Raw genomic sequence first — 25729 nt, 5'->3', positions numbered from 1 at the left:
GGAGCAGGTCAGGAAAAAGAGAGATCATGAGACCTCAACATCGGTGCAGACCGCCATTACATTAACCAAGACCATGTAAACCATCATTAGGCATGCACCTCCGTTAGTCATATGATGTGTTTACAGACCTGTACGAAGATAAATATTACGTCACAGTCTTATGCAAATCGAGCGTGAACAGATCAAGTTTCCAAGAGATATAGGGACTGTGGGATTAGTGGAGTCCAGACACCAACTCATCATTGGCGATGCGCGAGATATGGCATCGATACAAGCAGAGTCGGTCAATCTCGTCGTGACTTCACCGCCGTATCCCATGATTCAGATGTGGGACGAAATATTCACTTCAATAAATCCAACCATTCAACATGCACTGAGTAACGGGGACGGACACGCCGCCTTCGAGATAATGCATCAAGAACTTGATCGTGTATGGAGAGAGGCCTATCGCGTCTTGCGACCGGGAGGGATCATGTGTATCAATATTGGTGATGCAACCCGCAAGATCGGTCCTGACTTTCAGGTCTATGCGAATCACGCGCGGGTCCTTAGAAGTGCAAGGACATTAGGCCTACAAGTGCTTCCATGGATCATCTGGAGAAAACCTACTAACTCACCGAGCAAATTCATGGGCTCGGGAATGATGCCGCCTAGCGCGTATGTGACACTGGAACACGAATACATTCTGATATTCAGAAAGGGTGGACTCAGAAAGTTCAAGACCGAAGATGAGAAGCAGAGACGCCGAGAGAGCGCGTATTTTTGGGAGGAACGAAACCACTGGTTCTCGGACATCTGGAACGATGTAGCAGGAGCATCACAGACTCTCGACTCTGGAGAATCACGCGATCGCAGTGCCGCATTTCCGGTAGAACTCCCCTATCGGTTGATACAGATGTTCTCAGTATTCGGTGATACCGTTCTCGATCCATTTGCTGGAACAGGGACCACACTTCTTGCATCCATACTGACCGCACGAAACAGTATTGGCATAGAGATCGACCCAGCACTGATGACAGTCATTGACAACCGTATCCGGACTGCTCCAAGCCTTGCATCAACGCTTATCCAACAACGCATCCAAGATCATATTGCCTATGTTAATGAGAGAGAACAGTCACGGGATAAGACGCAGATGAAATATATGAATAAAATACTGAATTGCCCAGTCATGACCAAACAAGAGATTGAGATGAGACTCTACAGACCGGTGACCATCTCAAAGACAGGCGACAGTGAATATGCAGTTCAATACGAGACCTACTCGCCAAGCACCTCATCCATAGACCCAGTCCGGTAGCCCTGTGTATCAATGGCAACATACCGAAAACCAATGGCCTTTGCTTCCTCAGTCAGTCGATCAAGCTTTGCAATATCAAACAGTCTTGCTCGCTCTTCACGTCCTACTTCAATACGCGCAACATCATTATGAAACCGAACACGAACGGTCTCCACACCAAAGAGATCTCGAACTGCCTGCTCAAGTGAATCGACCATCTTGACCCGTTCTCTAGTGATCCGAGTCCCGTAGGGAAATCGGCTGGCTAGGCAGGCCATAGAGGGGCGGTCTGCAACTGAGAGACCCCGTTCCCGAGCGAACTGACGGATCTCCTCCTTTGTGATCCCTGCGACTTTGAAGGGCGACAACACACCAGCCTCGTCAATAGCAGCAGCACCAGGACGATGGCCAATCATATCGCTCGCATTTGTTCCCTCGACAACCGTATCGAGTCCCAGACGCTGAGCGGTCTCAAGCCATACCCTTGACAGTTCGACCTTGCAGTAGTAGCAGCGATCCACTGGATTTTTTGCCAATGATTCGTTAGATAACTCATCGACTTCGATTAGCTCTAATGGCAACTCAAGTTCAGCAGCGACCTGTTTCGCCAGCTGGACTTCACGCTCTGGAAATGTGATACTGAGAACTGTCAGCAAGACCGTTCGTCTGGCACTCTCTTTACAAAGGAGCGCAAGCGTCGCGCTATCAACCCCACCACTAAAGGCAACAAGCACCTGACGGCCTCTAAGCAACTCACGAACGCGATCAAACTTGGACTGCGCTGATTGATTCATACTATCATCTCATTTTCAGGTTTCAGCGAGAGCAGTAGTGATCTTCTTTGCTAAGGCCTCTGCATGCTCCTGAGTAGTGATACCACGTAAGAGGATCTTTCCGTCGGGAAACATCGTAATGGAGATATCAGTCTCGCTCTCGAGGATTAGAATCGCAGGCAGACTGACACGGACTCTCATCCCCGTTGCGGAGGCGACCTGTTCCGCCACAACAAGAAGATTGATTGCACCTCGTCGTTTTAACCGAACCTCAAAGGCCGATTTTTCTGAACAGAGGCGTACTGAGAGGGGTTCAGCCACTCGCTCGGACCTCCTTTAAGATAATAATCTCCGCTTCATTGACTTCGGCAGTAATCCATCGCAGATCCATCTTTTCCTCAGCAGGAGCTATCTCTTCAATACGCGCGCGAATACTCGGGTATTTCGGGGGCAGTGTACAACAAGAGGAGGCCTCACTGGCGTACTTGTAAGTCCCAATCACTCTTGAGAAATGCTCGATGTCCACCTTATCATCACCAATGCATGGCCGGATAACAGGAATGTCACAGATCACATTGCTCTCCACGAACAGGTTACGGGTGGTCTGTGAGGCCTGTTCGCCAATGATCTCACCCGTAATGATTGCTTCAGCATTCTCCCGGAGCGCAACCTCACGTGCCAAGCGGTACATGTTGCGCCTACAAAAGATACAGGTCATCTTTCGAGGTGCATGTCGGACTACCTCGGTGAGATCATCACCATGAGGGACTATGTACATCTTGACCTCGACACCATGAATGAACTTGGAGAGAGTCTTAGCCTGCTCAATAGCGATTCGGCGGTTTGATTGATCAGAATAGGGCGAGTTATCAAAGTGGACAAAGACAGGAACACAACCTCGTCGCAGAGTCTTGTAGGCGGCCACGGGTGAATCAAGCCCACTTGAGATCATGATAACGACACGGCCCTCTAGGCCGCTAGGCAGTCCACCAAGGCCCTCGTCACGTTTCTCCTCGATATACGAGACCCCTTCGACCTCGATGGTCCCGCTCTCACCAGGAGCGGACGGTCGCACGGCAGAAATCGTCTTCACTCCAAACACATGGGTCAAGGTCTCACAGGTGAGGTCAATGCGGTCTGTACGGATCAGGAGAAGATTATCATGTTGCTCAATATCGGAGTGGTTCACCTGATTTTCGAGCAGAGCAGAGGCGATGGAATGGACTAACATCTTCATAAATCTCGTTCTGCGTGCCTCTGGAAAAGTTGACAAGTCCGTGGGTCGAACAAGTACTCCGGTATACTGAGCAGTCATCAAGAGACCACCAATCGTTTCTGGGGGCTATTCAGGTATCTGCAGGAACTCGTGCTTTATAGATTAGCGTCAACGGCAAATCTCTACTGCCAAGATCATGTCCAGTCTTTGACGGTCTCTTGTTCTTCCTCTTCTACAACCTGAGGACGTGTTTCATCCACATACAACCAGAGTAGAAGGACACCAATAAGGCCTAGACCAGCAGAGAGCCAAAAGGGAATGACTAGACCTTCTATAACCACAATACCCACCTGAAAGACAAGTAAAGAGAAGATCCCATAGAGCCAACCGCCAACAAGAGGACCTATTGTGGCCCCTGCATTGAAGAATGCTTGGATGGTTCCAAAGAGCTTCCCACGAAGATTCCATGGAACGATATCGGCTTGGATGGCACGCATTGCAGGTTGTGAGGCAGACATAGATGCGTTTTGAATAACCCATACTCCCCCAGTCTGAGCAAGATTATGTGTTAGCGGTAATGCGAACAACGACCCACGAGCTGCTACGGCACCCCAGACGGCAAGCCCCTTTCGACCATATTTATCAGAGTATCGACCCGCAGGAACCGTAAAGAGCATCCCAACAGCTCCTGCGCCGGAGATAATGAGACCTATGATTCCGATATCGGTAGTGATCTTGCTCATCAAGAACAGTTGGAAGAGCGGTTGACCCATTCCCATCGCAATACCGTTCATGAGCGACATGACATATAGTGCATGAATCATTCGCCTGATCTGGGGATTCTTGATCTCTTGCGGAGGCGCTGAGGGAACTGCCGGAGGATCATCAGCAGGGGGATTTTGTTCGGTGGGAGGACTAGTAGTGGAGGAGGCATCATTGACAGGGATGGTCTCACGTAATACAACATAGGTCGAGATGACTGCTGGAAAGGTGATCAGTGCCGCAATAAAATAGGGGACTCGAAAGACATCCGGTACTGGGAGTAACAAGACATCTCGACAGAAATTATACAGGAGACCTCCAACACCGGGTCCGGTAATGAATCCAATATTTGAGACCAGCATATACAGACCAAGACCTTCGCCACGCCGTTCGATCCCGACAATGTCCATAAGGGCCGCCTCGGCAACTGGCCAGACCATGGCTGACACCACACCCTGAAAGGACCGGATCAACAACAGCTGTATCCAATTCTGGGCCAGTCCAAATAGAACGAAGAGAAGCACATAGCCCATGAGACCAATCACAATGATCGGTCTTCGGCCTCGCCGATCAGATACTCCACCCCAATAACGAGCAAGGAGCGTACGAGTGCCCATGAAAGCGGCCATCATCATTCCTAGAATAAAGGAGAACTGAGCAACAACTTCAGGGGGGACTATGTACCCGGGACCGGGAGGCTGTGTCAGTCCGCCCTCTAATGCAATAAGATAGAAAGCCATTGATGGAGCAATGATGCCAAAACCGAGCATGATAAGCATTGCATTTAGAGCCAGTACCATCACTCGGGGATTTGTGTATAGACTCTTCTTTTCAGGCTCAGCTTGGTCCTCGTTCATTAGTGGCCCCGAAATAATCCGATAATTAGCTGCTAATATACATGAGCATACGAACAAGTGTTGAAGGCACGCACACCGCCAATGATGATAACGAAGACTTTATCACTGATAACTGTCCGCGAGCTTTGATTTCCGCATGGCGGCACTCTGCTAGCCAGTGAACTTCAATATATGTGGGGATAGGATATGCCAAACCCAGCAAACCCAGTAATTGTTCAATCCGACAAATCGGTCCTGTTAGAGGTGGACAATCCACTCTATGAGGAGGCGCGTGATGCGCTGGCACGATTTGCAGAGCTCGTGAAGAGCCCCGAGTATGTTCATACCTACCGGATCACACCTCTGAGCCTATGGAATGCAGCAGCAATGGGTATGACTCCGAACGAGGTAGTAAGGACACTAGAGCAATATGCCAAATATCCAATCCCAAGTAATATCATTCGTGAGATCACAGACTACATGGGTCGGTATGGCCAAATCAGCCTCTATAAAGAGGACGACGAGCTTATTCTCGAATGTGAGGATGAGGATCTTGCGGAGGAGATATGGGCCCACAAACAAGTACGCGAACATCTACTGAAGCGTCTGGATGCAACAAGAATTCTTGTTGACCCGGCTAAACGCGGGTTTGTCAAATACGCACTCATTGAGATAGGGCATCCAGTCGAGGATGTTGCTGGGTACATCGAGGGCGAACCGCTCTATTTTGATCTACGGGAGAAGACAAGATCGGGTCATAAATTCGAGTTCAGAAAATATCAAGAGGAGGCCATTGCAACATTTCATGCAGGAGGCGGAGAACGTGGTGGTTCAGGTGTCATCGTATTACCATGTGGCGCAGGAAAGACCATTGTTGGAATCGGGGTCATGCACAAGCTTCAGACATCTACGCTCATCCTATGCCCAAACGTGGTGGCCGTGCGACAGTGGCTTGCGGAACTCTTAGACAAGACCACATTGACACCGGATCAGATAGGGGAATATTCTGGGGACTCAAAGGACATCCTGCCGGTGACAGCAGCAACTTATCAGATCCTCACATGGCGCAAGTCGAGAGAGGACAAATTCGAGCACTTCAAGATCTTCGAGGAGCGCAATTGGGGTCTCATCATCTATGACGAGGTCCATCTACTGCCTGCACCAGTCTTTCGAGTCACTGCACAGATCCAGGCCACTCGCCGACTCGGACTGACGGCAACACTAGTCAGGGAGGACGGCAAGGAAGAGGAGGTCTTCAGTCTCATAGGTCCCAAACGTTACGATGTTCCTTGGAAACAGCTCGAAGAACAGGGCTGGATCGCCACTGCGATCTGCTATGAGATTCGAATCGATCTCCCCGACAGTATACGGAGAAAGTACGCACTTGCGGATGATCGTAAAAAGTACAGGATCGCCGCAGAAAACCCGGTCAAACTGGAAGTCTTGAGGAAGATCGTGGAGCATCATAAGGAGGACAACATCCTCATCATCGGAATGTACATTGACCAGTTGAAATTGATCGCAAAGGATCTCAATGCCCCACTCATCACTGGAAAGACAAACAATGCGGACCGCCAGAAACTCTACGATGCGTTTCGGCGGGGAGAGATCAAGGTCTTGGTCGTGTCCAAGGTCGCAAACTTCGCACTCGATCTGCCTGATGCAAATGTGGCAATTCAAGTATCAGGGACCTTTGGGTCGCGTCAGGAGGAAGCACAGCGTCTGGGCCGGATCCTACGCCCAAAGTCAGATGGCAGCTTTGCAAGGTTCTATTCCATAATCACAAAGGACACGCGCGACATGGACTTTGCTGCAAAACGTCAGCTCTTCCTCACCGAGCAGGGCTACCAGTATGTGATCGCATCTGAGGATGAGGAGATATGGAAGAAGCCCCCTGAGAGCTTTTTCCAGAAATAGTCCATCACGTGGCCACGCGAGTAATATCCTTTGCAAGATCGCGCAGCTCATCAATTGAGAGCCGACGAATACCAGCATTGCCTACATCAAAGGTCACCCACATAGTGTTGTGGGGCGCCCCCTTGATCTTTGTCACACGGAATTGCTTGAGGAGAAAACCCGCCTTTTCAAACGCTGGCTCGTGACGGGTATCGATTATCGCATCACTGGTATATGTGATAAGATCGTCATAGGCTGCAAACTGCTGAAGGCCTAAATGATAGACAGCCCAGAAGGGGATATTCATCTCTTTGCAAAATGTGGCACGCCACGCCTTTACCGAGTTCACGGCCTTGAACGGATGGGACTGGAGAAAGATTTCAGTAATACTGTCGAGAAAGATACCGCCAATCTCAGCGTCCCCGTTTTCCTGAATCGCGCTCTGAATTGCATCTGTGACCTCTTCAGGATTGTCCGGATTCTTGACAAGGTGAGAATGTTCCACCACTCGTGTTGACTTGAGAATCTGTGCAGAGAAGCAATCAATGAGGTCAATCAAATTCTTATCGAGCATCTTCTCATAGTCCCAGCCCAATGAGACAAGATTTTGCAGAACTGAGACCGGTGTGTCCTCGAAACAGACATAGATCACTTTCTTACCGGCCTCTGTCATGCGGCGGACCATTTCACTGAGGATCACCGACTTGCCCCCGCCACCGGGCCCTCGGATCACTCCAAACGCATTTCGTGGAAAACCTTCGGGGACAACTTCGTCGATCGGAGCTATATGTGTCTGATACAAATCGCGCCCCTTTGAGAGTATCTCCTTGATCGACATGCTAAGTCCCACGCATTCCTTATGATGCCCATGGCTAATAACCATATATCGTTACATTCATTCCGTACGAGATGAATCAGTGGGGACATTTAGTTTTTCCGTGTGGTTCTCCAACGATGTTAGAAAAACGGGAGACCTCACCGACTCGGACAATGTACACTGACATTATTGTTGACAGAGAGATGAGAGCAGTCCGAGCTTGGAGCGTATATACTGGACAAGTGCTTGTCGCGTGCCGGACGCTATCAGGCTACGATCAATAACACCTTGGTCCATTTGATTCACACGCAAGATACTCCAGCAGAGGACGGACACGAGTGAGAGACACTGTAGAGTGGTGACCATTGACCGGTCCTCAACCTCAAAGACAGAGTGCGGCCAGGGTATGACACCATGCGCATGTTGGACAGTAAGATATGCAACATCATACAATGGTTCTCCAATACCTATCGAGTCGAGATCAAGAAAGACCACACCATTCTGGGTGAAGACAAGATTCGACTCGGAGAGGTCGCCATGAATTACCTTAGACGACCATGGAAGACCTTTACTCTTCTCTCGAAGCGAGTCAGAGATGCCAATCACTTGTGTTGCATAGTCTTCCAGTTGGATATTTTGAAGCGGATCATCAAACAGCATTCGGAGCGGCTCTAGCAGGTGAGTGAGATAGGATACAGCAGTGGGATACGCAGGAAGCTCTGAAATGTGTAATGCATTCAACTTGGCAAGCCCGGACCTCAACATGAGCATCTCGGCAAGGTTGAGTTCGTCAGGAGCCGAATGAACGGTCCCTTCAATATAGGTCATGACAATAAAGGGCAAGGCCATTTCATCTATGTAGCCGGTTTCGAGCACGCTTGGCGAGAGATCTACGCTGCTAAGAATGCCATGTACCCGTGCCACCCGGTCATAATAAGTGGGACTGTGTTCGATCGATAATGCGGGGAATTTCACCACTAATTGTTGAGACCCTCTTCGAGCCAGCAGATTGATGTTGGACCAACCTCCAAGTCGTGTGCCATCAATTATTGTATCGGAGGTAATAATCGAACTCGAATCGACAAGATATCTTGTCATCTGTGAGAGAGTCATCCCATGCACTACCAAGTCCGCATTGGCCATATCTAGAGATGCGAGAGCCCTCGTAAAAATCCTATTTATCAGGAGGGGCCAAATTTCCATCCGCAATCTCATCAAAGTTATTAAGCTCGATGAGATTTCGATAGAAACATGAATGGACGTGACATGCTCCTGATCCTTGCCCATCTCTTTCAACAGAGAGGCTCACCGATCAGCTTGGATGAGGCTGTCGAATATATCTCCTTCAGATGGAGGTACGGCCGCCCGACCGAGGTCAGACGAATGCTCACCGCTGCAAAAGAGAGAGAACTCATCACACGTGAGGGAGATGAGATCCATGCGCAGTTCTTGTTTGACAAACAGGTTCTATCACCGAATCAGGCAACAGCACTCGAGAACAGGATTTCATTAGACAAAAAATACGAACCTATGAAGTAGAGTCGGGAGTGGTCGTAGTCAGATCCCATATGGATGCAAGTAGTGCGTCTAACTGCATGAAGGGATTTTTTGATTGAGGAAGCCGTGAGTCAATCTCTGCAATCCGGTCGATTAGTTGATTCAGGAGGGGCCTATCAAAGGGGCGACGAAGAATATCACGTTGGATTGCGGAGATCACATCGCTTGGCGAATAACCATCATATGCCTGAAGAGAGCGAAGCATATCCCGAGCCTTGACAAAAGAACCATCGATCGTGAGAGATACTATCGCGCGAATCTGCTTAGAGAGGTAGGTCTCGGAGACCTCATAGACATCATCCTCAGTGACTGTATCTCGGCCAGCAGCGGCCACTTGTAGTAAATTGATAGCCCGTCGAAGATCGCCATCGGCCTCACGTGCTATAGCAGTGAGCGCTTTCTCAGTAATGTCTACAGATTCCGCTTTTGCGATCATACTCAGGTGCTGCATGATAGACTCCTGAGCGATCGTGGAAAACTTTAGGACCACGCAACGGGAGATGATAGCGGGACTCCAGCCAGCTAGGGAGGGGGTCACGAGTATGAACCGTGTCGCATCAGAGTAGAGTTCCATGGTTCGGCGAAGTGCCTGTTGCATATTGTTATCAAGTGCATCTGCCTCATCTAAGACAAGGATTTTGACAAGATCAGTCGCCACAGTGAGTGTAGAGGCAAAGACCCTGATTGCAGCATGGAGGAGCTCACTACGATTTGGATCACCAGTTCGCCCCCTCAATTTACGATTTCCCTTGGCCTCCTTGTAGACAAAGGACATATACTCGTCAAGAGGAGTCCGCTCTTCACGGCCCAGCTTTGCCAATGCCTGGATAGGGCGTTTTGCCTTGGAGATGGGATAGAAGCGAAGATCACGCACATTAAGCCAGAGATAGTTGGCGTCAAAGTCCGCCCCCAGAAATTCATGAGCGAACAGTTCTGCTGCTCGGGTCTTGCCAGTGCCATATGGACCGACAAGGATCATATTTGGACAGGTCTTCGTAGACGCAAAAGACCGTAGCTGTTCAATTGCAGCATCCTGACCTACAAAATCATCCCATTTCTCAGGGCGATATTTGACACTCCAAAGTGGTGACTCCAATACGCTCACTCCAATCCTAAATTGGTAGATGATGCCTCATAAGCATGTTCCTTACTGAAGAGTGGAGCGCGTGTCACAGACCACTAGTCTTCAACAAAATCACATTATGAAAACAAGTCAACGCTCAGACCACAAGTATCTTAAACAAACTAATCGATGCCGCTCGTTCAAACGCATCTGCGTGATACCTAGGGGACATTGACTATGCCCAAAGAGCCGCTGGAAGCCGAACTCAACCACATGTTCAGAGAGGACCTGATAGTTGCATGTCAATATTGGGGAATCGATCTCAGTAGTAGCCAGTCAGGAGAACAACTCACCAATCTGCTGGCTGAAAAAATGCAGGACGAGGATGCACGTGAACAGATGTTTAAGTCATTCACACAAAAAGAGTATGACCTCTTGGGAATGCTGGTCCTCAACGGTGGCGCGATGAGCTATGATCGGCTCAAGCCATTCCGGAAGATCTACTCGTATGGTCAACTCAATCAGACCGAACGGGATCTCAGAAAAAAGGGTATCATAATCCGCAGAATAATGTCCCGGCTCACAGATTTTGGTCGAGAGGTTGCCGAGTTCAAGGTCATTGACTTTTTCATTCCTCACCTGAAAGCGTTCTTCAGTAAAAAGCCCGAACCGAATCCAAGTCCCCTGAAACGAATCAGAACCTATGTTAATGAGCGCGACTCGTTACTCGTTGATATTTTATTATTGACGGCGCATCTTGCCAGAAATACGGTACATATGACAAGTTCATGGGAGTTCCCCAAAAGAGAGGAGGAACAGATCAAGGCCACTCTGTCGAAGAATACGGACGACAGATTTGAGACCGTCCAAAAGATTGCAAGAAAGGCGGGGGCCTTCATCATTGTTGATGAGGACCGAGCAATTCCGGGCCGAGTGAAATCTATCTTTGATGGGAATCAGGCAACCGTATCTCGACGAATCCTGCTCTCCTCCCTTGGACGTACTCGCGCGATCTGGGCGACTCCGGATCAACCGACAGAATTCACACTCAACCTTGTGATCTGCCGACTACGCGAGAGCAAAGAGGGTGAATGGATTCGAATTGAAGAGATGAAGAACTGGATACGTAGTGAGCTATTCATCGAGAACGAACCTCTGAAATGGATCCAAGTAGATGAGAACCGAGTGGCCATAGCCCTTGAAATTCCCATACTCCTTGGATTGGTAGAAGCAGCCTACAAAGGTAAGAAGCTCATGGGTGTGAGCCTGACGCCTATTGGGGAGGCTGTGATCTCAAACAAGGAAACAAAACATCACGAGAAGCATGATACATTCTTTGTTCAACCAAACTTTGAGATCACCTGCTTCACACCAGAGATGAACTATGCCAAATTGTACAAACTCATACTCTTCACAGAGGCGGTCAAGACGGATGTTGTCAGTACATTCAGGATCACTGACAAGTCGGTCTTTCAGGCCATCGAACTAGGAATGCGGGAGAAGGATGTCATCGAGTTCCTGCAGACTGAGAGTAGCAAACCAGTCCCCAATAACGTCATCAGATCAATACGTGACTGGATGGGGCAAACAACCTTCATCACACTCTCAACGATCACATTGTTAGAAACCGAGTCCGAACAAGAACTCGATTATCTTCTAATGCTACCGGATTTTTCAAAGATTGTTGTTCGTCGTGTCGGCCCAATGGCGGTCATCATCACTGGGGAAGACGAGGAGATCTCAGAGATACTCCGCAAACACAAATGCCACATCACAGTTCCGGACAAGCAAAAGGCTGAAGAGGAGGTCTCTGCGGGAACAACTGTGGCTGAACAGTTCCTTCTCTATGAACAGACTCCAACAGACATTCCAGAGTCTTGTGTGGGGTGTCCGGCTCTACAATCATGCACACGAGTGATACGCAGAAAAGCAGAGAAAAAGAGGAGAAAACGAATTGCAAAGACTGCTTGATCAAGAACTTGTAGGCCATTTTTTTGGCGTGGGCAGTGTGGGAGAACAGACTCCAGAGGCTGCCTTGGAGTATGTCAAGAACTTGGTCGTGCCATACTGGTATCAGGTCCCAGCCATACACGAAGAGGACATGGTCCGCCAGTTCGCGTATGAGATCGAGGGATTTGAAGACGATGAACAATTTGTCGTCGATGTGGACATGTATGGATACAGGGAGATCGTCGATGATGATAGTCCTATACTCATTGACGAGGAACATGCGCATGGTCTCTATCTGTTGATGAGAGAGGGGCCATTTAGAGTCTTCAAGACCCAACAGACCGCTCCCTCCACCATGGCATTTACCGTGCGTGGTTCTGACGGACGACAGTTGGTTTCACAATCGATGATCCGATTCTTTTCAGTACTGATGAAGAGATTTGCAAAAGGGCAAGTTGAGATCCTCAGGCCTCATTGTGAGAAGATCATCCTCTGCCAAGACGACCCTGCATTTGGTTTCGTCATTGATATGGTACGACGCGGAGAGGCTGGCGAGATATCAGTAGAGCAGATCGTTCGTGAGACCGAGTCAGTCTATCCCAAGGATGTGATCCCGTCCTATCATTATTGTGAGGACTGGCGAGTACTTGAAGAGAAGGGAAAACATCTTCTCTGGGACACGCTCCCAAAACTTGCACATATTGATGTTGTATCATACCCTCCAGAGATCGACCCTGATCAAGGAGAAAAGATCAACAAATTCATTGAACGCGGTGGCGCTCTCGTTCTAGGAGTGCTACCTAATACTGATGATGTGTACACAGCACCAGTCATTGAAACATTCCAGAACAATCTTCGCTCGACCTTAGACCAACTCGTAAAGAATACGGTCAGTATTGATCTACTTGCAGAGAACGTAATGGTGTCAACGCAGTGCGGTCTGTCACGAGCCTCACCAAATCTCACAAGAGAGATTCACGAGAAGAGCGGAGAATTCGCCAACATCTTCCATACAATGGTCAGGCAAACTACTTAAATGACGAAATCAACGACGGCTATAACTTACTGATAGGTGTGAAGTCATGGCAGACTCAAAAGAACCTGGAAAGATTATGCGATTCATTCAAGATTATCGCATGAAGATGCTCATCCCAGAATTGCTTGTTGTATTTGGCGTTTGGTATATGCAGCCTGATTCAATCAAATTAGGGCCAGAGGGAAATGTGTTTACATTTCTCGGGCCGTTGGGTTTACTCTGTCAACCGCTCTATTTCATTCCAAGCGGTCTTCTCCTTCTTGTGGTTGCATTCACGCTTCATGGAATCTACCCTCTCGATAATTATCACGAGGGAAAAATACCAGAACTCCCACGAGGCGCAGTCCTGATGATCATTGTTTCATTCTTTCTGCTCCCGGTACTCGTCACGTTCCAGATGATTGGATATTTCATGACCGAGGCCACGGAATACATCTCACGTAATGCATTCTGGGAGAGAATCGAGAGTCTTGGAGATCTGTTGTTCTATGCGGGTCCAATGTTCTTCGTCGGTCTCCAGTGGTGGCTGCTAATTCCTGTATTCTTCCTCTCAGAGGGAGTCGATGGAATCCATAAGATCGCTCATCACGAGACTGCAAATGAGAAGATCACGGCACTGTTCTATTTCCTCTGGCCAGTGTCGATGCCGTTCTTCTTTGACCCAGTTGAGATCATGGCGATGGTAGCGCTATCTATTCCTGCCTTTGCGTTCTACACGTACATTCGGCCCTACTACACCTATGTGACTGCCGTGCATACACTGACCTTTGCCATTCTCTTGGTTGTGACACTGCTACTTGCACCCATGTTACCACTGATGAATATGTGGTACCCCGGATTCATTCCGCCACATGTCCCGCCTAAGATGTGGAGCTTTTAGCAAGAGTAGGTAGTAAGTAGATAAAAGTAGAGAGATAAAATGGGGGCTCAGGCCCCCGTTCTCCTTAATTTTCATGACCGCGATTATTCGGTCTTTTGGGTTTCAGCGTATGTAGGCTTACGAGTAGCCACCGTTTCATCTTCTTCACGAAGCTTGTGTTGAAAAGGTCGGCCCTGCCCATAAATTGCAGGATCCATGTCCTTCGTCTTCATCATAATAATTCCGAAGCCAATAATCTGAACAACAATGGAGAATATACTGATCAGAAACACTTCGGGGAAATATGCATGATTAAAGAGCTGTAGAATCCATACAGTAGGATACACAATGACCTGGATAATAAGACCTGCAAGTAACATCAAGACCCATTTGTTTGTCCAATTCGACATTGTTCCTCAGTCCATAGTTTCTGTCAGCAGTAGAGTCATTCAACCGTTTAATTAAGGTTGCCTATGATGAAACCATTCCTCTCAACCGGTCGATGATCTCATTTGCAAGTAACCTGAAATCATCTATTGAGATGTTAGGAACACTAGATGATCTCTTTGGGATATCAAAGCGTCCGATTAAGACCGTGACCTCACCATCCATCTGGTATTCAAGAAGAACAGGGTATCTTGCTCCAATTTTCACCCGTTCTTTATGCTCGTCCACATGAGGGCCTTTGTAATAGGTTGCAACAATGTACGGATAGAGAAAACCAGAATCGGAAGCCTGCAGCTTCAGTTGTACTTCATCTGGAAACCCTTCAAGATTCAATTTTGGCTCCGCATCCATAATTACAAGATTTCCATGACTCTCATTTATGGTGACCTCAACCTCTGGACGGATCCCATCAACTGATGAAAGAGCATCTGCATACTCGAATATCTCTCCCTGAGGAGCCTTTTTAATCTCAATGTTTGGATCCGCTTGGACTGCATCAAAACCAGTTGTGTAAGTTGCCACGGATATAATAATCAGTAGAATAGTATTAGCGTAGAAGAGGTCAAATTGCTCACCAAAAATTGGAAACTCGATAAAATAAAAATTGGCAAATAATATGAAAAAAGGTATGAAAAAGAGTAAAATGCACTGACAACCCGACCCAGTTTTTGAATAGAGATGACCGTATGCGTCGTTGTGCTTCACAACCATCTCATCATATTTGTCGGATGAAACTGTGACCTTTTTTGTAATCGGACTCAACTTTTTGACATCAATACCACGTTTTGCGGCAACACCAAAAAGAAACGATCCAAATGTGACGGCACAATACACAAGTAGGAGCACCATCAAAAATGGCACATAAATATAATTAAACAGCGTCAGCATAAGAAACATAATGTTGCCAACCATGAACAAAAAATAGGCTGTGACCATAAGACGCTGCTTTGCTGTATTAACAAGTGTGTCATTGCTCAATGTATTCACCTACTAACTATTTTTGTGAGGAATTTTTCCTGAGATAAGCTCATCGCCTGATTTGACTCCAAGATCATATAGCACCTCGGCCACTGTATCAAAATCACCCGTCGTCTGCACAAATGATTGAAGTAACTGAAGTACGAGCTGATACAATGCGTCATCAGGATCTGTAGTAATTGGGACTACGAGATGCTCGTCTTGCCAATCTCGTTCCGCCTCGATCGAAACAGGCTGTCTTTTCTCCATATGAACAAGGATAGCAGCATCGCTCTCAAGACCACTAACGCGGCCAACAGGTATTGCATCCTTGAGGACATAGAGGCCTTGGCTCTCACCAATCTTGACTCGAACTCCCCACCAAGAAATCCCCGCGCATCGTGACAGAAGATCAAGGCCTCTCTTGATAGAACCGAGGGGTTTGATCGAAAAGCTCTCAGACGCAGCAGTGGGAATGATCCCATAGAGAAAGCGAGACATTGTAAGAGCGAATAGTATCAGAAGAATTCCGTAGAGATACGGCGCATATTGCATGAATAGAGGCGACAGGGCCAGAAGCAATATGGGTAACATCACAGTCATCATGCCCAAGATCACCAGTGAAAAAAGATAGAATATATTTACATGAGTGACTATATGCACGTATTGCCGTCTATATTCACGTACGATGTGAGCATACTCGCTTGGAGCCAATTCACGAGTCCGCATGTCCCAGAGAGGCTCTGAATACGAGAGGAGCTTGCGCATTTTCCAGACTGCGGGGAAATCAACAAACACCATGACCAGAAAAGAGAACGAGGACAAAAGGAGCCATGCAAAAGGATCCGTACTGATTGTGACCAGTGTGAACCGTGCTGCATCAACAAAGACCACAGCACAGACGATTGTGACTACCACAAGATAGACATTGAACTTCAATGGAGAACGAAAGACAATAGGTTCCTCTTCCATGAGATAGCATCACCTTGTCTTAGGTGGTCCGTTCAGAGCCGCGAATCGATCTCTTCTGGCGGCACGCCCAATGATCCAAGGACCTTTCTCAGTTCCGGATTGTCGCCTGTCAGTTTCAACCATTCAATAATAGTGATGGCTATTGCATTCTCTGTGACGAGCTTGACATCCTTGACACCGATCTCTTTGAACAGTGAAGGAATCGGCCGTCGAACATAATATCCAAAACCTCCAGGTTCGCTCTGCTTCCAAAATTCTCGGTCACGCGCCTCCCACGACCAGAGAATCTCATTAGACCCATCAGGGGGCTGCACCCACATGAGGACCCGTGTGATCGAGCCATTATCGGTGGTGAGAGACTTGATCATCGCCGACTCACCGAGACCCTCAACTCGAATGATGACACGCGGCTGAGTGAATATCTCGTATTGGTCAAACATTGCTCGGTCAACATATATTGACACACGCTCGACACCTGGCACCTTACCCTGCTCGCGTGCTAGCCAGAGTATCTCTCTAAAAAGCGGGACTGTAAAATCAGCAGAGGCAACATTTGACGTTGCACGATACGAACCGATTAATGAAACCAAAAAGATCAGTCCAAGGGCTGGAGCAAATACATGTGGAAGAATCCAGAGATATGACGATCCATATTCAGTAAGATATAGAGGAAACGCAAGCGAGAATATGATGAGAAATGGAGGGATCGTATAATATAAAATATTGCTAACGGCAATAAGACTCGGATATCTCTTCGGGTAGTGATGATAGAGATGCTCACACTCGTCAATTGATAATTCAACGGACTCAAACTTCCAGTCAGGGGCAACATAGGTGACCGCACGCTTTTTCATACCCCAACCTAATAGATAGCCGACCAGACTCGCAAGAGTTGGAATAAAGAGATAAAATAAGAGATCGTGCATCAGGTCGGAAAAGCCAGTCGGTGGATAGGTCAGAGTAATATAATATCCACCCAGTACTGTCAGAGCCATGCCCATGACAAGCGCAATTATCAATGGTGTAAGAGTATGAGGTTCCACTCGTGCTTCGCTCATATTAGAGGCCCATCCTTTTGCAAATGTAAATGCGTCATGCTTTAAGGCTTACCAAAATAGAGGTGTAGGTCATCTCATCCTACGAGGACGACCAACGACGCTGACGTATATCACACTCTCCTCAACACCATCAAGATCAAGCAATGCGTTCATCTCATCATCATAAAATGCACCGATCTGACAGGAACCGAGTCCAAGTGCAACTGACGCAAGTGCTAGTGCGTGGGCAATATGAGCGGCACCAAGAAGAACATAGCGAAATGCACGAGCAAGATATTTCCAAGCGGATCGATTAAAGACTGCACTCCATAGAAAGACCACTGGCGCCTTCTGGGCCATTTGCTGATCAAGACATCCAGAACTTGCCTCAGATGCGAAGTCGCCGAGATTTAAGGTCTCCAACTCGTGTGTCCGAACTGCATAATGGTAGAGACCAGAAGGCATCCCATTCACACGGTTTACAACAAGGTAGGTTTCGATAGGATAGAGGGCTCCAGCCGAGGGGGCTGATCGCAATTGATAATCATGTAGTTCAGCAGTGATGCCTTGTGTTGCCCAAAGAAGTTGCGAGAGTTCATTGAGTGAGAGAGCGTCTTCAGTAAAAGCTCTTACACTTCGACGACGTTGAATCGTACTCCAAATCCCGTCACCATCATTCGTGACCGGGGACGGGAGAGTAACACGCTCAGCTGATGGATATACCTTGTAGGTCTCAGGACGACTTGACCAATCAAGCGTATGATGTGGGAGGGAACCCCGAACGTACTTTGTCATTTTAAAAAAATCGTGAACGGAGAGTGTAGTCATTTTATTCAACTCGCTTTTAATTAGTGGCAGGCATAGATTTTAATCGTGCTATGGACGGGGATAACAATGCAAGACAGAGGTGGAGTGCTCTGTCCTAGTACTGTAGAGAGGCATTGACTATGCCCGAAGAAAAATTAACTGCTGAAGAATTGAAAAAAAAGGCTGAAAAGCCAGGAAAAGATGCTATGGTTCTGCACCCATTCTACAAGGGTAAGATCCAGAGCATCGGTAAGGTTCCAGTGCGAAGTTTCTCTGATTTTGCGATCTGGTACACACCCGGTGTTGCCAAGGCGTGTCTTGCGATTAAAGATGATGAGAAACAAGCATACGAGATGACGAATAAGGGCAATATGGTAGCTGTCGTGAGCGATGGCACACGAGTGCTGGGGCTTGGAGACATCGGGCCATATGGTGCAGGTCCGGTCATGGAGGGCAAGGCAATATTATTCAAGTACCTTGGAGGAGTGGATGCATGGCCCATTTGTCTTGACACAAAAGATCCAGACAAGATCATTGAGACTGTCAAGCTTATCCAACCCACATTTGGAGGCATCAACCTCGAAGACATCTCAAAACCCAAATGTTATCGAGTCCTCGAAGAACTCCGAAAGGATCCTGAAGTCAAGATTCCAGTCTGGCACGATGACGCCCAAGGAACGGCAACAGTCGTCCTTGCTGGTGTTTTAGGTGGACTGAATGTCGTCAAGAAAGATATCGAGAACATCAAGGTTGCAATGCTGGGTGTCGGTGCAGCAAACACACGAACCGCATACCTTCTCATTGCAGCAGGTGTCGATCCAAAGAACATCGTCATGGTTGACAGAAAGGGCGCAATCTACGCAGATCGTGAAGACATCGTTGCAGGCAAGGACCATGATACCTTCAAGTACGATCTGGCCCAGAAGACCAATCCCGAGAGGCATACAGGTGGGATGGGAGAGGTCATCGAGGGTGCTGATGTACTCATTTCAGCTTCGACTCCAGTTCCGGGGACCATCAAGAAGGAATGGATCTCAAAGATGGCACAGGATGCAATCGTCTATGCATGTGCCAATCCGCTTCCTGAGATCTGGCCATGGGACGCCATTGATGCCGGAGCTCGTATTGTCGGTACAGGTCGAAGTGACTTTGATAACCAGATCAACAATTCTCTAGGATTCCCAGGAATCTTCAGAGGTACACTTGATGTCCAAGCATCAACAATCACTGATGAGATGTGCATTGCTGCTGCTCAGGCTCTTGCAAATCTTGGTGCAAAGAGCGCCAGTGACAAGAAGGTCATTCCAACAATGGACCAATGGGAACTCTATCCAGCAGAGGCAACTGCTGTGGGTATGAAGGCCATTGAACAGGGAATTGCAAAGAGAGAGTGGGAAGAAAAAGACCTGTACAAGCATGCTGAAGATGTGATCCGCGTTGCGCGTGCGGCCTCAGAGATGCTGTACGAAAAGGGTTACATTCCCAAGGCTCCAATCTAGACAAAGTAAGACCATGTGGGGAATACCTCCCCACATACTCCTTTTCTTTTTAATTTGAATTGAAGTAAACAACAGCAATCAGACGTTTACAGGCGGGAATCATAACATGTGCTTAGCGAATCTTACGCCACATGACAACAGAACCAACAAATATTGGCACTATCGACAATAGCAAGATGATCAAGATTTGATTGACCTTTGGGTTGGGATCAACTCCATCAGGGATAAAGTCATGATCAAAGTCCGGGTTCAAGGGATCAATGTGATTTCGAACCTCCAGAAAATCATTGAGCTGATCACCATCAGTATCAGGATTGAGTGGATTCATACCTCGTGTAACCTCCTCAACATCGGTAAGGCCATCATGATCACCGTCGATAGATAAAGGATCAGAACCATGCTGATACTCGGCCAAATTAGTTAGTGTATCATTATCTGGGTCATCGAGAGCATCGTTGACAAGTGGATTTGTCTTGAACTTAACCTCCCATCCATCAGGAAGCGAGTCCGAATCAGTGTCATTGGAGATGGGAGAAGTGCCAATATTTATTTCCTGAAGGTTATTCAGTCCATCGCCATCCAGATCTTCAGCTGTGTCATCCCTCAGAGGATCCATTCCGTTAATGATCTCGATATAGTCAGAGATAGAGTCTCGATCGGTGTCCTTTGAAAAACGGTCGGTATGGTTCGAGAGTTCATCGACATCCGACAGACCATCTCCATCCCAATCGAGTGGTGGATCGGGAGGAGGCCAGGAATATTGCTCACTATCAGGGGTAGAGTCACCATCGGTATCCTGTACATACTCCAGATAGAGTGAAAGGGTCACATTAGTAGAACCCGGATTTGTAAGTGTGACGCGAATAATCCCGAGCGGAGCATCCGTATCGCTGGTAATGGACACATTGCCGGGATTAAGGTTCGTCTTTAGTAGAGAAGAACCTGAAACGGTCGCCATCTTCAAGACCGTAGTATTAGACACTGTGCCATGGATCACAGGCTTTTGAACAGAGGTCATAACTGCATAATGAACTGTGGAGTTTCCGGGCTGAAGCGTGGTCTTAATCAGTTCCTGTGTTGGTTGACCATTACCTTGCATTCCAAGAAAGACTGCGACTGACGCGGCAGCCTTAGCGAGATACAGGGCCTGAGTCATATTGTATCCATTACTATGGGGCGTATCAGGAACTGGAAAATCGGGATTGGGTTGATGACCACTCTTAACATTAATAGCAGGAAATCCTTTGGCCCAGAAGGAGGTATGGTCGGTCTGCGTAGTCGAACTCTCGACTACAGACATAATATTGAGTCCTGCCTGTTTCATGAAGGAGTTCAGAAGGTCGCCCAAGTATGTGGTCTTATGATACCCATAAGTCGACTCTATATTGTGCTCTGCAAGAAGACGACTGCTCTCTGGCTGTAGAGGATCCCGTAATAGAAGTTCGTCAAAATTGTAAAATGCAATAACATCAACATCATCTGCGGCCAGTTGAGCTGAAATCTCTTTTGATCCCCACATAGCTCGTACTACTTTTTGCTCATCAAGAAAGACCATGTTCCCTGCAAAGAAGCAATAATAGACATCTATTGGAAGCCGATAGTGACTGAGTATTGTCCCAATGGCCATGACAACCGCCACACCACCAGCGTTTTGTTCAATACCAATACCGGTTTCGCCACTATCTAAGTGGGCACCAAACACAATCGCACGTTTATCGGTACCATATCCTTGCTGATGTGCCACAACAGAGTCGTGATTACCCCAATAGGATGCATCAATTCCAAGACCGTTGAAATAACCCATAACATATTGTGCAGCAGAATAATAGCCAGCGGTCTCGTCAAAGCGATTCCCAATGGTGGCGAACTTCAGCAGGGGCGTCATGATATCCCCAATATCACCTAACTCTGAGGCTATGTCCCACCAAGATAGATCATTGAAGGGGTCATACACAATCTCTGTCGTTTCCTCAGTAGGCCCTTTCGGAGGAGCTGGAGGCAAGATAACATCGTGGAAAATAACCAATGTCGCGGTAGATATGATTGCCACAATGAGGAATACTGAAGCAGCCTTGCGTCGATTCATAGTCAACCAGTCCTAGGGCCAGTTAGGCGACCCGAGTTCCTCGCCATGAAATCTCATATATATGCGCCGAAAAGAGCAGTGAAGTAGTACGATCACACAACAGAGAGAAAAAACGACCGTACCGACATTCCTATTTATATTGCATATTGAATTTCCAAGTTACAAAATAACATGGTGCCCCATATGTCATTTGATAAATGCGTCAGGTGCGGTTCCTGCATCAAATACTGTCCCCTGTTCACTGCACGAGAAGATGAAAAGTTCACACCTCGTGCAAAGACCTACCTCTTACAGGTCTGGGATCTGATCGAGGATGACGAAGAACTCGCCAAAGAGTTTAGGAGATTATTGTTCCAGTGTACCATGTGTGGGCGTTGTGAGGAAGTATGTTCCTCCGATGTTGACCTTCTACACATCTACCACGAACAACGTGCCAAGGCTCTTAAGACGGCCCCGCAAGAGTTTGACTATCTTCAGACTCTCAGGAAATCGCTTGCCGCCTCAAAGAACATCTATGGACTGGACCAAGAAGACAGGGCGGTCTTCTGGATGGACGAACTGATCGATGAGATACCAGATATCGAAGATAGAGTCTACCAGCCGGGGAAGACAGCAGAGGTCATGGTATTCCTTGGTTGCCTGATGTCCTTTAGAGGAAGTCAGATGGATGTTGTCAAGGCGTTGTTTCGTAACCTAGAACGGATAGGAACGGACTATCTTGTGATGGGTGCCGAGGAGTTCTGTTGTGGTCACCCATTATATCTGATGGGCGATGATGAGGGCGCCGAAGTACTCAGATCGCACAATCGGGAAGTCATGCAAGATGCACAGGTCAAGACTGTGATCACTGGCTGCCCGGGATGCTTAATTCAGTTAAGAGAACATCATAATCTTGAGGGGATCGAAGCCCTGCACAATACACAGTATTTTGACAGAATGCTGAAGAACCCTCCAAAGTTGGGTGGTGGCGAAGAGTTTGCGTACCATGACCCATGTGAACTACACAGGATCAGCAAGGTAAAGACCGAACCACGATCCGTCATGAAGAAGGTCGGTGTCAACTTCCGGGAGATGGACCTCTCATGTTGTGGAGGCGGAGGTCTCGTGAGAATGACAGACCCTGACCTGAGCGACAAAATCATCGAGGTACGAAGGAGCAAAGAGCGTCTTGATGGCACACCTGTAGTAACATGTTGCCCATCATGTAGAGAGCAGTTCTTGAGCGCGGGAATCGAAACCAGAGATATCGTAGAGATGATAGACCAGGCGTACCAAGAGGAGGCGGAATAGACAATGAAGATCAGAGATGTTGTCATTGGTGCAAACGCATCAATATTCTATAGATTAGATTTCAAGAAGATCAAGGGAGTCCATTATCCAAAGACCGATGGTGATGTAGATGAGGCTCTTGCGCAGGCTCGAGAACAAAGACTGAATGTCACGGTCAAGGGTGGAGGCTCGGGTCTAAGTGGGGCATGTACTGGGGGCAACACTGAGAGGATCATCGTCAGCACCCTCTTAATGAACAAGATCCTCACAATAAACGAGCAGGAGGGGTATGTGGATGTCCAGCCCGGAGCGAGCCCGGATGACATCAATGAGATTCTTGAGCCTCGCGGATACAAATTCTATGTAGCACCAAGTAGTAGGGACATTGCCACAGTAGGAGGAATCCTCAACACAGATGGTGGTGGCAATGACACATGGGTAAATGGCACCATGCGAGACAACACAATTCGAGTCAGAATGACACTCTATGATGGACGAAAAATCGAGGTCGATCATCAGGGTGTCCGAAGCAATGATGCCGCTCTCGAGAACGAACTCAATCGACTTGGATTCACGCTCAATGACATTGCAAGCTCTCATGGGACACTTGGATTCATCACCGAACTGCGCGTGGCCATCAGACCACTCACGGAACTGGATGTCGTAGGTGCAGTTGCCCACTTTGATGATGCGACCGCACTGGGACAGGCACTCACTAAGATGATCAAAGACAAGAGTCCGATCAAATACGGAGAGGCTCTTGTGGAGGCTCACCCAGATATACGAGAGGACCTACAATTACCCTTACTCATTCTACAGTTCCCCGAGGACTATTCTGATGACCTCAGAGAGATCACCGACTTTACGCTGCTGCCTCCCGATGAGGTCGAACGAATGAAGAACATTCGTATCAAACTGCCAAAGCGAAATCCACAGGAAGGTGTTCAGCTCGCATTGTTCGAGGGCTATGGGATTCATGACCAGAGCCTTCTCAAGATGCAGGAGAGCATTAATCGAATTAACGAACTTCTCGTCAGACATAATTACCAGCCATTTGCAAAGTATGGACATGCACCAAGCAAGTGGTACGTGGGAAATAATGAGCCTGCATATGGTATGATAATGCACTCTCGAGAGATCAAGCCAGAGGGCAAGAGTGGCCATGAGGTCCTACAGGCAATCCTAGACATAGTGGATCTCTGTGATGAGATTGGCATGACTCCGAAACCTGAACACAAGTGGCCATATGGTGACAGAGTCAAGAGAGCCCGTCTAGAGAAGCTTAGAGAGGTCATGGGCAGGGGATTCAACGACTTCATCTTTTGCGAAGACTGTGGAGACATGCTTGGGGCAATGGTATAGGTGGCCGAATACTTTCGGCCCACCCCCTCTCTGGGGGCGTTTATATACCTTCGTCGAGACAGAGTTATGATGAGCGATGGTGCATTCACCGAGCCCGAAGGGGCTATTTGATCCGTACTACGTGCCGAAACGACTTCTCTACCGCGATCGGGAGCTTGACACCATTCACCGAGTCTACAAGGACTCATATGAGGACGAGTATGGTGTGAACACTCTTGTCCACGGGATTTCTGGAGTGGGGATGACCGTTTTCTCACGCTACTTTCTGACACGCCTTGTACCAGACCGTTTTGAGGCGTACACAATCTATGTTGATACAAGACACAAAGAAACGCTTGAGATAGTGGCCGAACTCACCGAGAAGGTCCAGCGACAAGTGCAGGCCCCAGTCACTGTTGCCTTTGACTTGGATGTCATGTGGATGCAATTCAGACGCACAGCGACTCGCGCACCAAAGAGGACTGTCTTCGTGCTCGATAACATAGACGAGAGGAGTGAGGAGATCTACTACAAGCTTGCAACATTGTCCAAAGAGATCAATGCAAGCACAATAGGAGTTCTCAACAGTCATGACTATCGGCTTCTCACAAAGATGCCCGCCACACAGATGGCATATGACTTTGAGATCCCATTGGACACATATACGCGGTCTCAACTCTACCAGATCATCAGGCAACGAGTAGAGGACACGTTTCCATTGGGCCTCTCAGAGGGCATCCTGAGATACATCACCGATCTTGTCTGTGAGTTCGACGCCTCAAAACCGAAGACATCTATTGAAGCGTTGAAAGTATTATGGCCACTTGCGACCAGTGGAAGGGAGATCGACTCTGATACTGTCCGCGACGCCACTTCAAAGATCACGAGCTTTGCGTCTGACCAAGATATGATCACAATTGTAGATATCATTGGAATGAATGACTTCATGACGCTCCTCGTACTCGAGGCCATGACGGAACATCTGATGCGATTCAAGTCTGAGACCTATATCGACAGAAAGACGCTCGAGGATATTGTTGAGATCAAGTGCGAAGAGATGGGAATAGAATACCTCTCAGAAGATGTAGGGAAGAGCCTCCAGAGCTTGATCTTTCAGGGAATCGTCTTTGAGTCTGGATACTCGCCGGACTTGCTCTACGTGATCATGCAACCTGAGATCCTCAATGATGCAGCACGAACGATGAGAAGGGAACTTGCCCGAAGAAAATAAGGAGAGTGTGCTGACCGGAAGGTCCGGCCGCACAAAGGA

The 25729-nt window shown here is 47.9% G+C and carries 23 protein-coding genes; 10 read left to right on the top strand and 13 right to left on the bottom strand.

Translation table 11 applies throughout. The annotated features are described in order from the left end of the window. Positions 1–160: 160 nt before the first annotated feature. Positions 161–1300, top strand: coding sequence for a site-specific DNA-methyltransferase (locus K9W43_03770; protein MCF2136337.1), 1140 nt, complete (start codon positions 161–163; stop codon positions 1298–1300). On the opposite strand, the gene larE is transcribed toward K9W43_03770, so the two are convergent. From larE to K9W43_03750, 4 genes are all read right to left on the bottom strand, one after another. Continuing rightward, a complete protein-coding gene (gene larE, locus K9W43_03765; protein ID MCF2136336.1) occupies positions 1261–2073 on the bottom strand; it encodes an ATP-dependent sacrificial sulfur transferase LarE in 813 nt (270 codons plus the stop codon). The genes K9W43_03770 and larE overlap by 40 nt on opposite strands. A 15-nt stretch (positions 2074–2088) precedes the next feature. Beyond that, positions 2089–2373, bottom strand: coding sequence for a hypothetical protein (locus K9W43_03760; protein MCF2136335.1), 285 nt, complete (start codon positions 2371–2373; stop codon positions 2089–2091). Next, on the bottom strand, positions 2366–3367 hold the full coding sequence (locus K9W43_03755; protein MCF2136334.1) for a hypothetical protein: 1002 nt from the start codon (positions 3365–3367) through the stop codon (positions 2366–2368). The genes K9W43_03760 and K9W43_03755 overlap by 8 nt, the downstream gene beginning before the upstream one ends. A 95-nt stretch (positions 3368–3462) precedes the next feature. Beyond that, complete coding sequence (locus K9W43_03750; GenBank protein MCF2136333.1) at positions 3463–4887, bottom strand: MFS transporter; 1425 nt, start codon at positions 4885–4887, stop codon at positions 3463–3465. Positions 4888–5073: 186 nt separating this feature from the next. On the opposite strand from K9W43_03750, the gene K9W43_03745 reads away from it, so the two are divergent. Then, the gene (locus tag K9W43_03745; protein MCF2136332.1) at positions 5074–6783 is read left to right on the top strand and encodes a DEAD/DEAH box helicase; all 1710 of its coding nucleotides are present in this window, start codon (positions 5074–5076) and stop codon (positions 6781–6783) included. Positions 6784–6787: 4 nt separating this feature from the next. Here K9W43_03745 and K9W43_03740 read toward each other — a convergent pair whose 3' ends face one another. Both K9W43_03740 and K9W43_03735 read right to left on the bottom strand, forming a co-directional pair. Further along, positions 6788–7600, bottom strand: a complete 813-nt coding sequence (locus tag K9W43_03740; GenBank protein ID MCF2136331.1) for an AAA family ATPase — start codon at positions 7598–7600, stop codon at positions 6788–6790. Positions 7601–7765: 165 nt separating this feature from the next. Further along, positions 7766–8782 carry an aminoglycoside phosphotransferase family protein gene (locus K9W43_03735; protein MCF2136330.1) on the bottom strand — a complete coding sequence of 339 codons (1017 nt, stop codon included), beginning with the start codon at positions 8780–8782 and terminating at the stop codon, positions 7766–7768. Positions 8783–8830: 48 nt separating this feature from the next. Between K9W43_03735 and K9W43_03730 the strand changes: the two genes are divergently transcribed. Continuing rightward, positions 8831–9118, top strand: coding sequence for a hypothetical protein (locus K9W43_03730; GenBank protein MCF2136329.1), 288 nt, complete (start codon positions 8831–8833; stop codon positions 9116–9118). Here K9W43_03730 and K9W43_03725 read toward each other — a convergent pair. Next, entirely contained in the window at positions 9108–10232 is a 1125-nt protein-coding gene (locus K9W43_03725; GenBank protein MCF2136328.1) for an AAA family ATPase, read from the bottom strand. The genes K9W43_03730 and K9W43_03725 overlap by 11 nt on opposite strands. A 204-nt stretch (positions 10233–10436) precedes the next feature. On the opposite strand from K9W43_03725, the gene K9W43_03720 reads away from it, so the two are divergent. The 3 genes from K9W43_03720 to K9W43_03710 are packed head-to-tail and all read left to right on the top strand — an operon-like array spanning position 10437 to position 14065. Further along, positions 10437–12170, top strand: coding sequence for a helicase-associated domain-containing protein (locus K9W43_03720; protein MCF2136327.1), 1734 nt, complete (start codon positions 10437–10439; stop codon positions 12168–12170). Then, entirely contained in the window at positions 12154–13185 is a 1032-nt protein-coding gene (locus K9W43_03715) for a hypothetical protein (GenBank protein ID MCF2136326.1), read from the top strand. Before K9W43_03720 ends, K9W43_03715 begins: the two co-directional genes overlap by 17 nt. Positions 13186–13231: 46 nt before the next feature. Further along, positions 13232–14065 (top strand): hypothetical protein, encoded by an 834-nt coding sequence (locus K9W43_03710; GenBank protein ID MCF2136325.1) that lies wholly within the window; start codon positions 13232–13234, stop codon positions 14063–14065. An 83-nt stretch (positions 14066–14148) separates the two neighbouring features. Here K9W43_03710 and K9W43_03705 read toward each other — a convergent pair whose 3' ends face one another. From K9W43_03705 to K9W43_03685, 5 genes are all read right to left on the bottom strand, one after another. Further along, positions 14149–14454, bottom strand: a complete 306-nt coding sequence (locus tag K9W43_03705) for a hypothetical protein (GenBank protein ID MCF2136324.1) — start codon at positions 14452–14454, stop codon at positions 14149–14151. A gap of 61 nt (positions 14455–14515) precedes the next feature. Further along, positions 14516–15469, bottom strand: coding sequence for a hypothetical protein (locus K9W43_03700; GenBank protein ID MCF2136323.1), 954 nt, complete (start codon positions 15467–15469; stop codon positions 14516–14518). Positions 15470–15481: 12 nt separating this feature from the next. After that, a complete protein-coding gene (locus K9W43_03695; GenBank protein ID MCF2136322.1) occupies positions 15482–16420 on the bottom strand; it encodes a hypothetical protein in 939 nt (312 codons plus the stop codon). A 32-nt stretch (positions 16421–16452) separates the two neighbouring features. Continuing rightward, positions 16453–17478 carry a hypothetical protein gene (locus K9W43_03690; protein MCF2136321.1) on the bottom strand — a complete coding sequence of 342 codons (1026 nt, stop codon included), beginning with the start codon at positions 17476–17478 and terminating at the stop codon, positions 16453–16455. Positions 17479–17547: 69 nt separating this feature from the next. Then, positions 17548–18252 (bottom strand): SagB family peptide dehydrogenase, encoded by a 705-nt coding sequence (locus K9W43_03685; GenBank protein ID MCF2136320.1) that lies wholly within the window; start codon positions 18250–18252, stop codon positions 17548–17550. Positions 18253–18404: 152 nt separating this feature from the next. On the opposite strand from K9W43_03685, the gene K9W43_03680 reads away from it, so the two are divergent. Further along, a complete protein-coding gene (locus K9W43_03680; GenBank protein MCF2136319.1) occupies positions 18405–19763 on the top strand; it encodes an NADP-dependent malic enzyme in 1359 nt (452 codons plus the stop codon). 112 nt (positions 19764–19875) lie between these two features. On the opposite strand, the gene K9W43_03675 is transcribed toward K9W43_03680, so the two are convergent. Further along, positions 19876–21849, bottom strand: a complete 1974-nt coding sequence (locus tag K9W43_03675; protein ID MCF2136318.1) for a M28 family peptidase — start codon at positions 21847–21849, stop codon at positions 19876–19878. Positions 21850–22032: 183 nt separating this feature from the next. On the opposite strand from K9W43_03675, the gene K9W43_03670 reads away from it, so the two are divergent. The 3 genes from K9W43_03670 to K9W43_03660 all read left to right on the top strand — a co-directional run bounded on the left by K9W43_03670 (position 22033) and on the right by K9W43_03660 (position 25690). After that, on the top strand, positions 22033–23139 hold the full coding sequence (locus K9W43_03670; protein ID MCF2136317.1) for a (Fe-S)-binding protein: 1107 nt from the start codon (positions 22033–22035) through the stop codon (positions 23137–23139). A gap of 3 nt (positions 23140–23142) precedes the next feature. Further along, positions 23143–24480: an FAD-binding oxidoreductase gene (locus K9W43_03665; GenBank protein ID MCF2136316.1), complete on the top strand. Its 1338-nt coding sequence runs from the start codon at positions 23143–23145 to the stop codon at positions 24478–24480. Between the two features lie 76 nt (positions 24481–24556). Beyond that, positions 24557–25690: a hypothetical protein gene (locus K9W43_03660; protein ID MCF2136315.1), complete on the top strand. Its 1134-nt coding sequence runs from the start codon at positions 24557–24559 to the stop codon at positions 25688–25690. Positions 25691–25729 lie beyond the last annotated feature (39 nt).

The sequence above is a fragment of the Candidatus Thorarchaeota archaeon genome, from assembly GCA_021498125.1.
Taxonomy (GTDB): domain Archaea; phylum Asgardarchaeota; class Thorarchaeia; order Thorarchaeales; family Thorarchaeaceae; genus B65-G9.
Note: the sequence above shows the minus strand (reverse complement) of the source record. Positions and strands in the feature narration are given on the sequence as shown.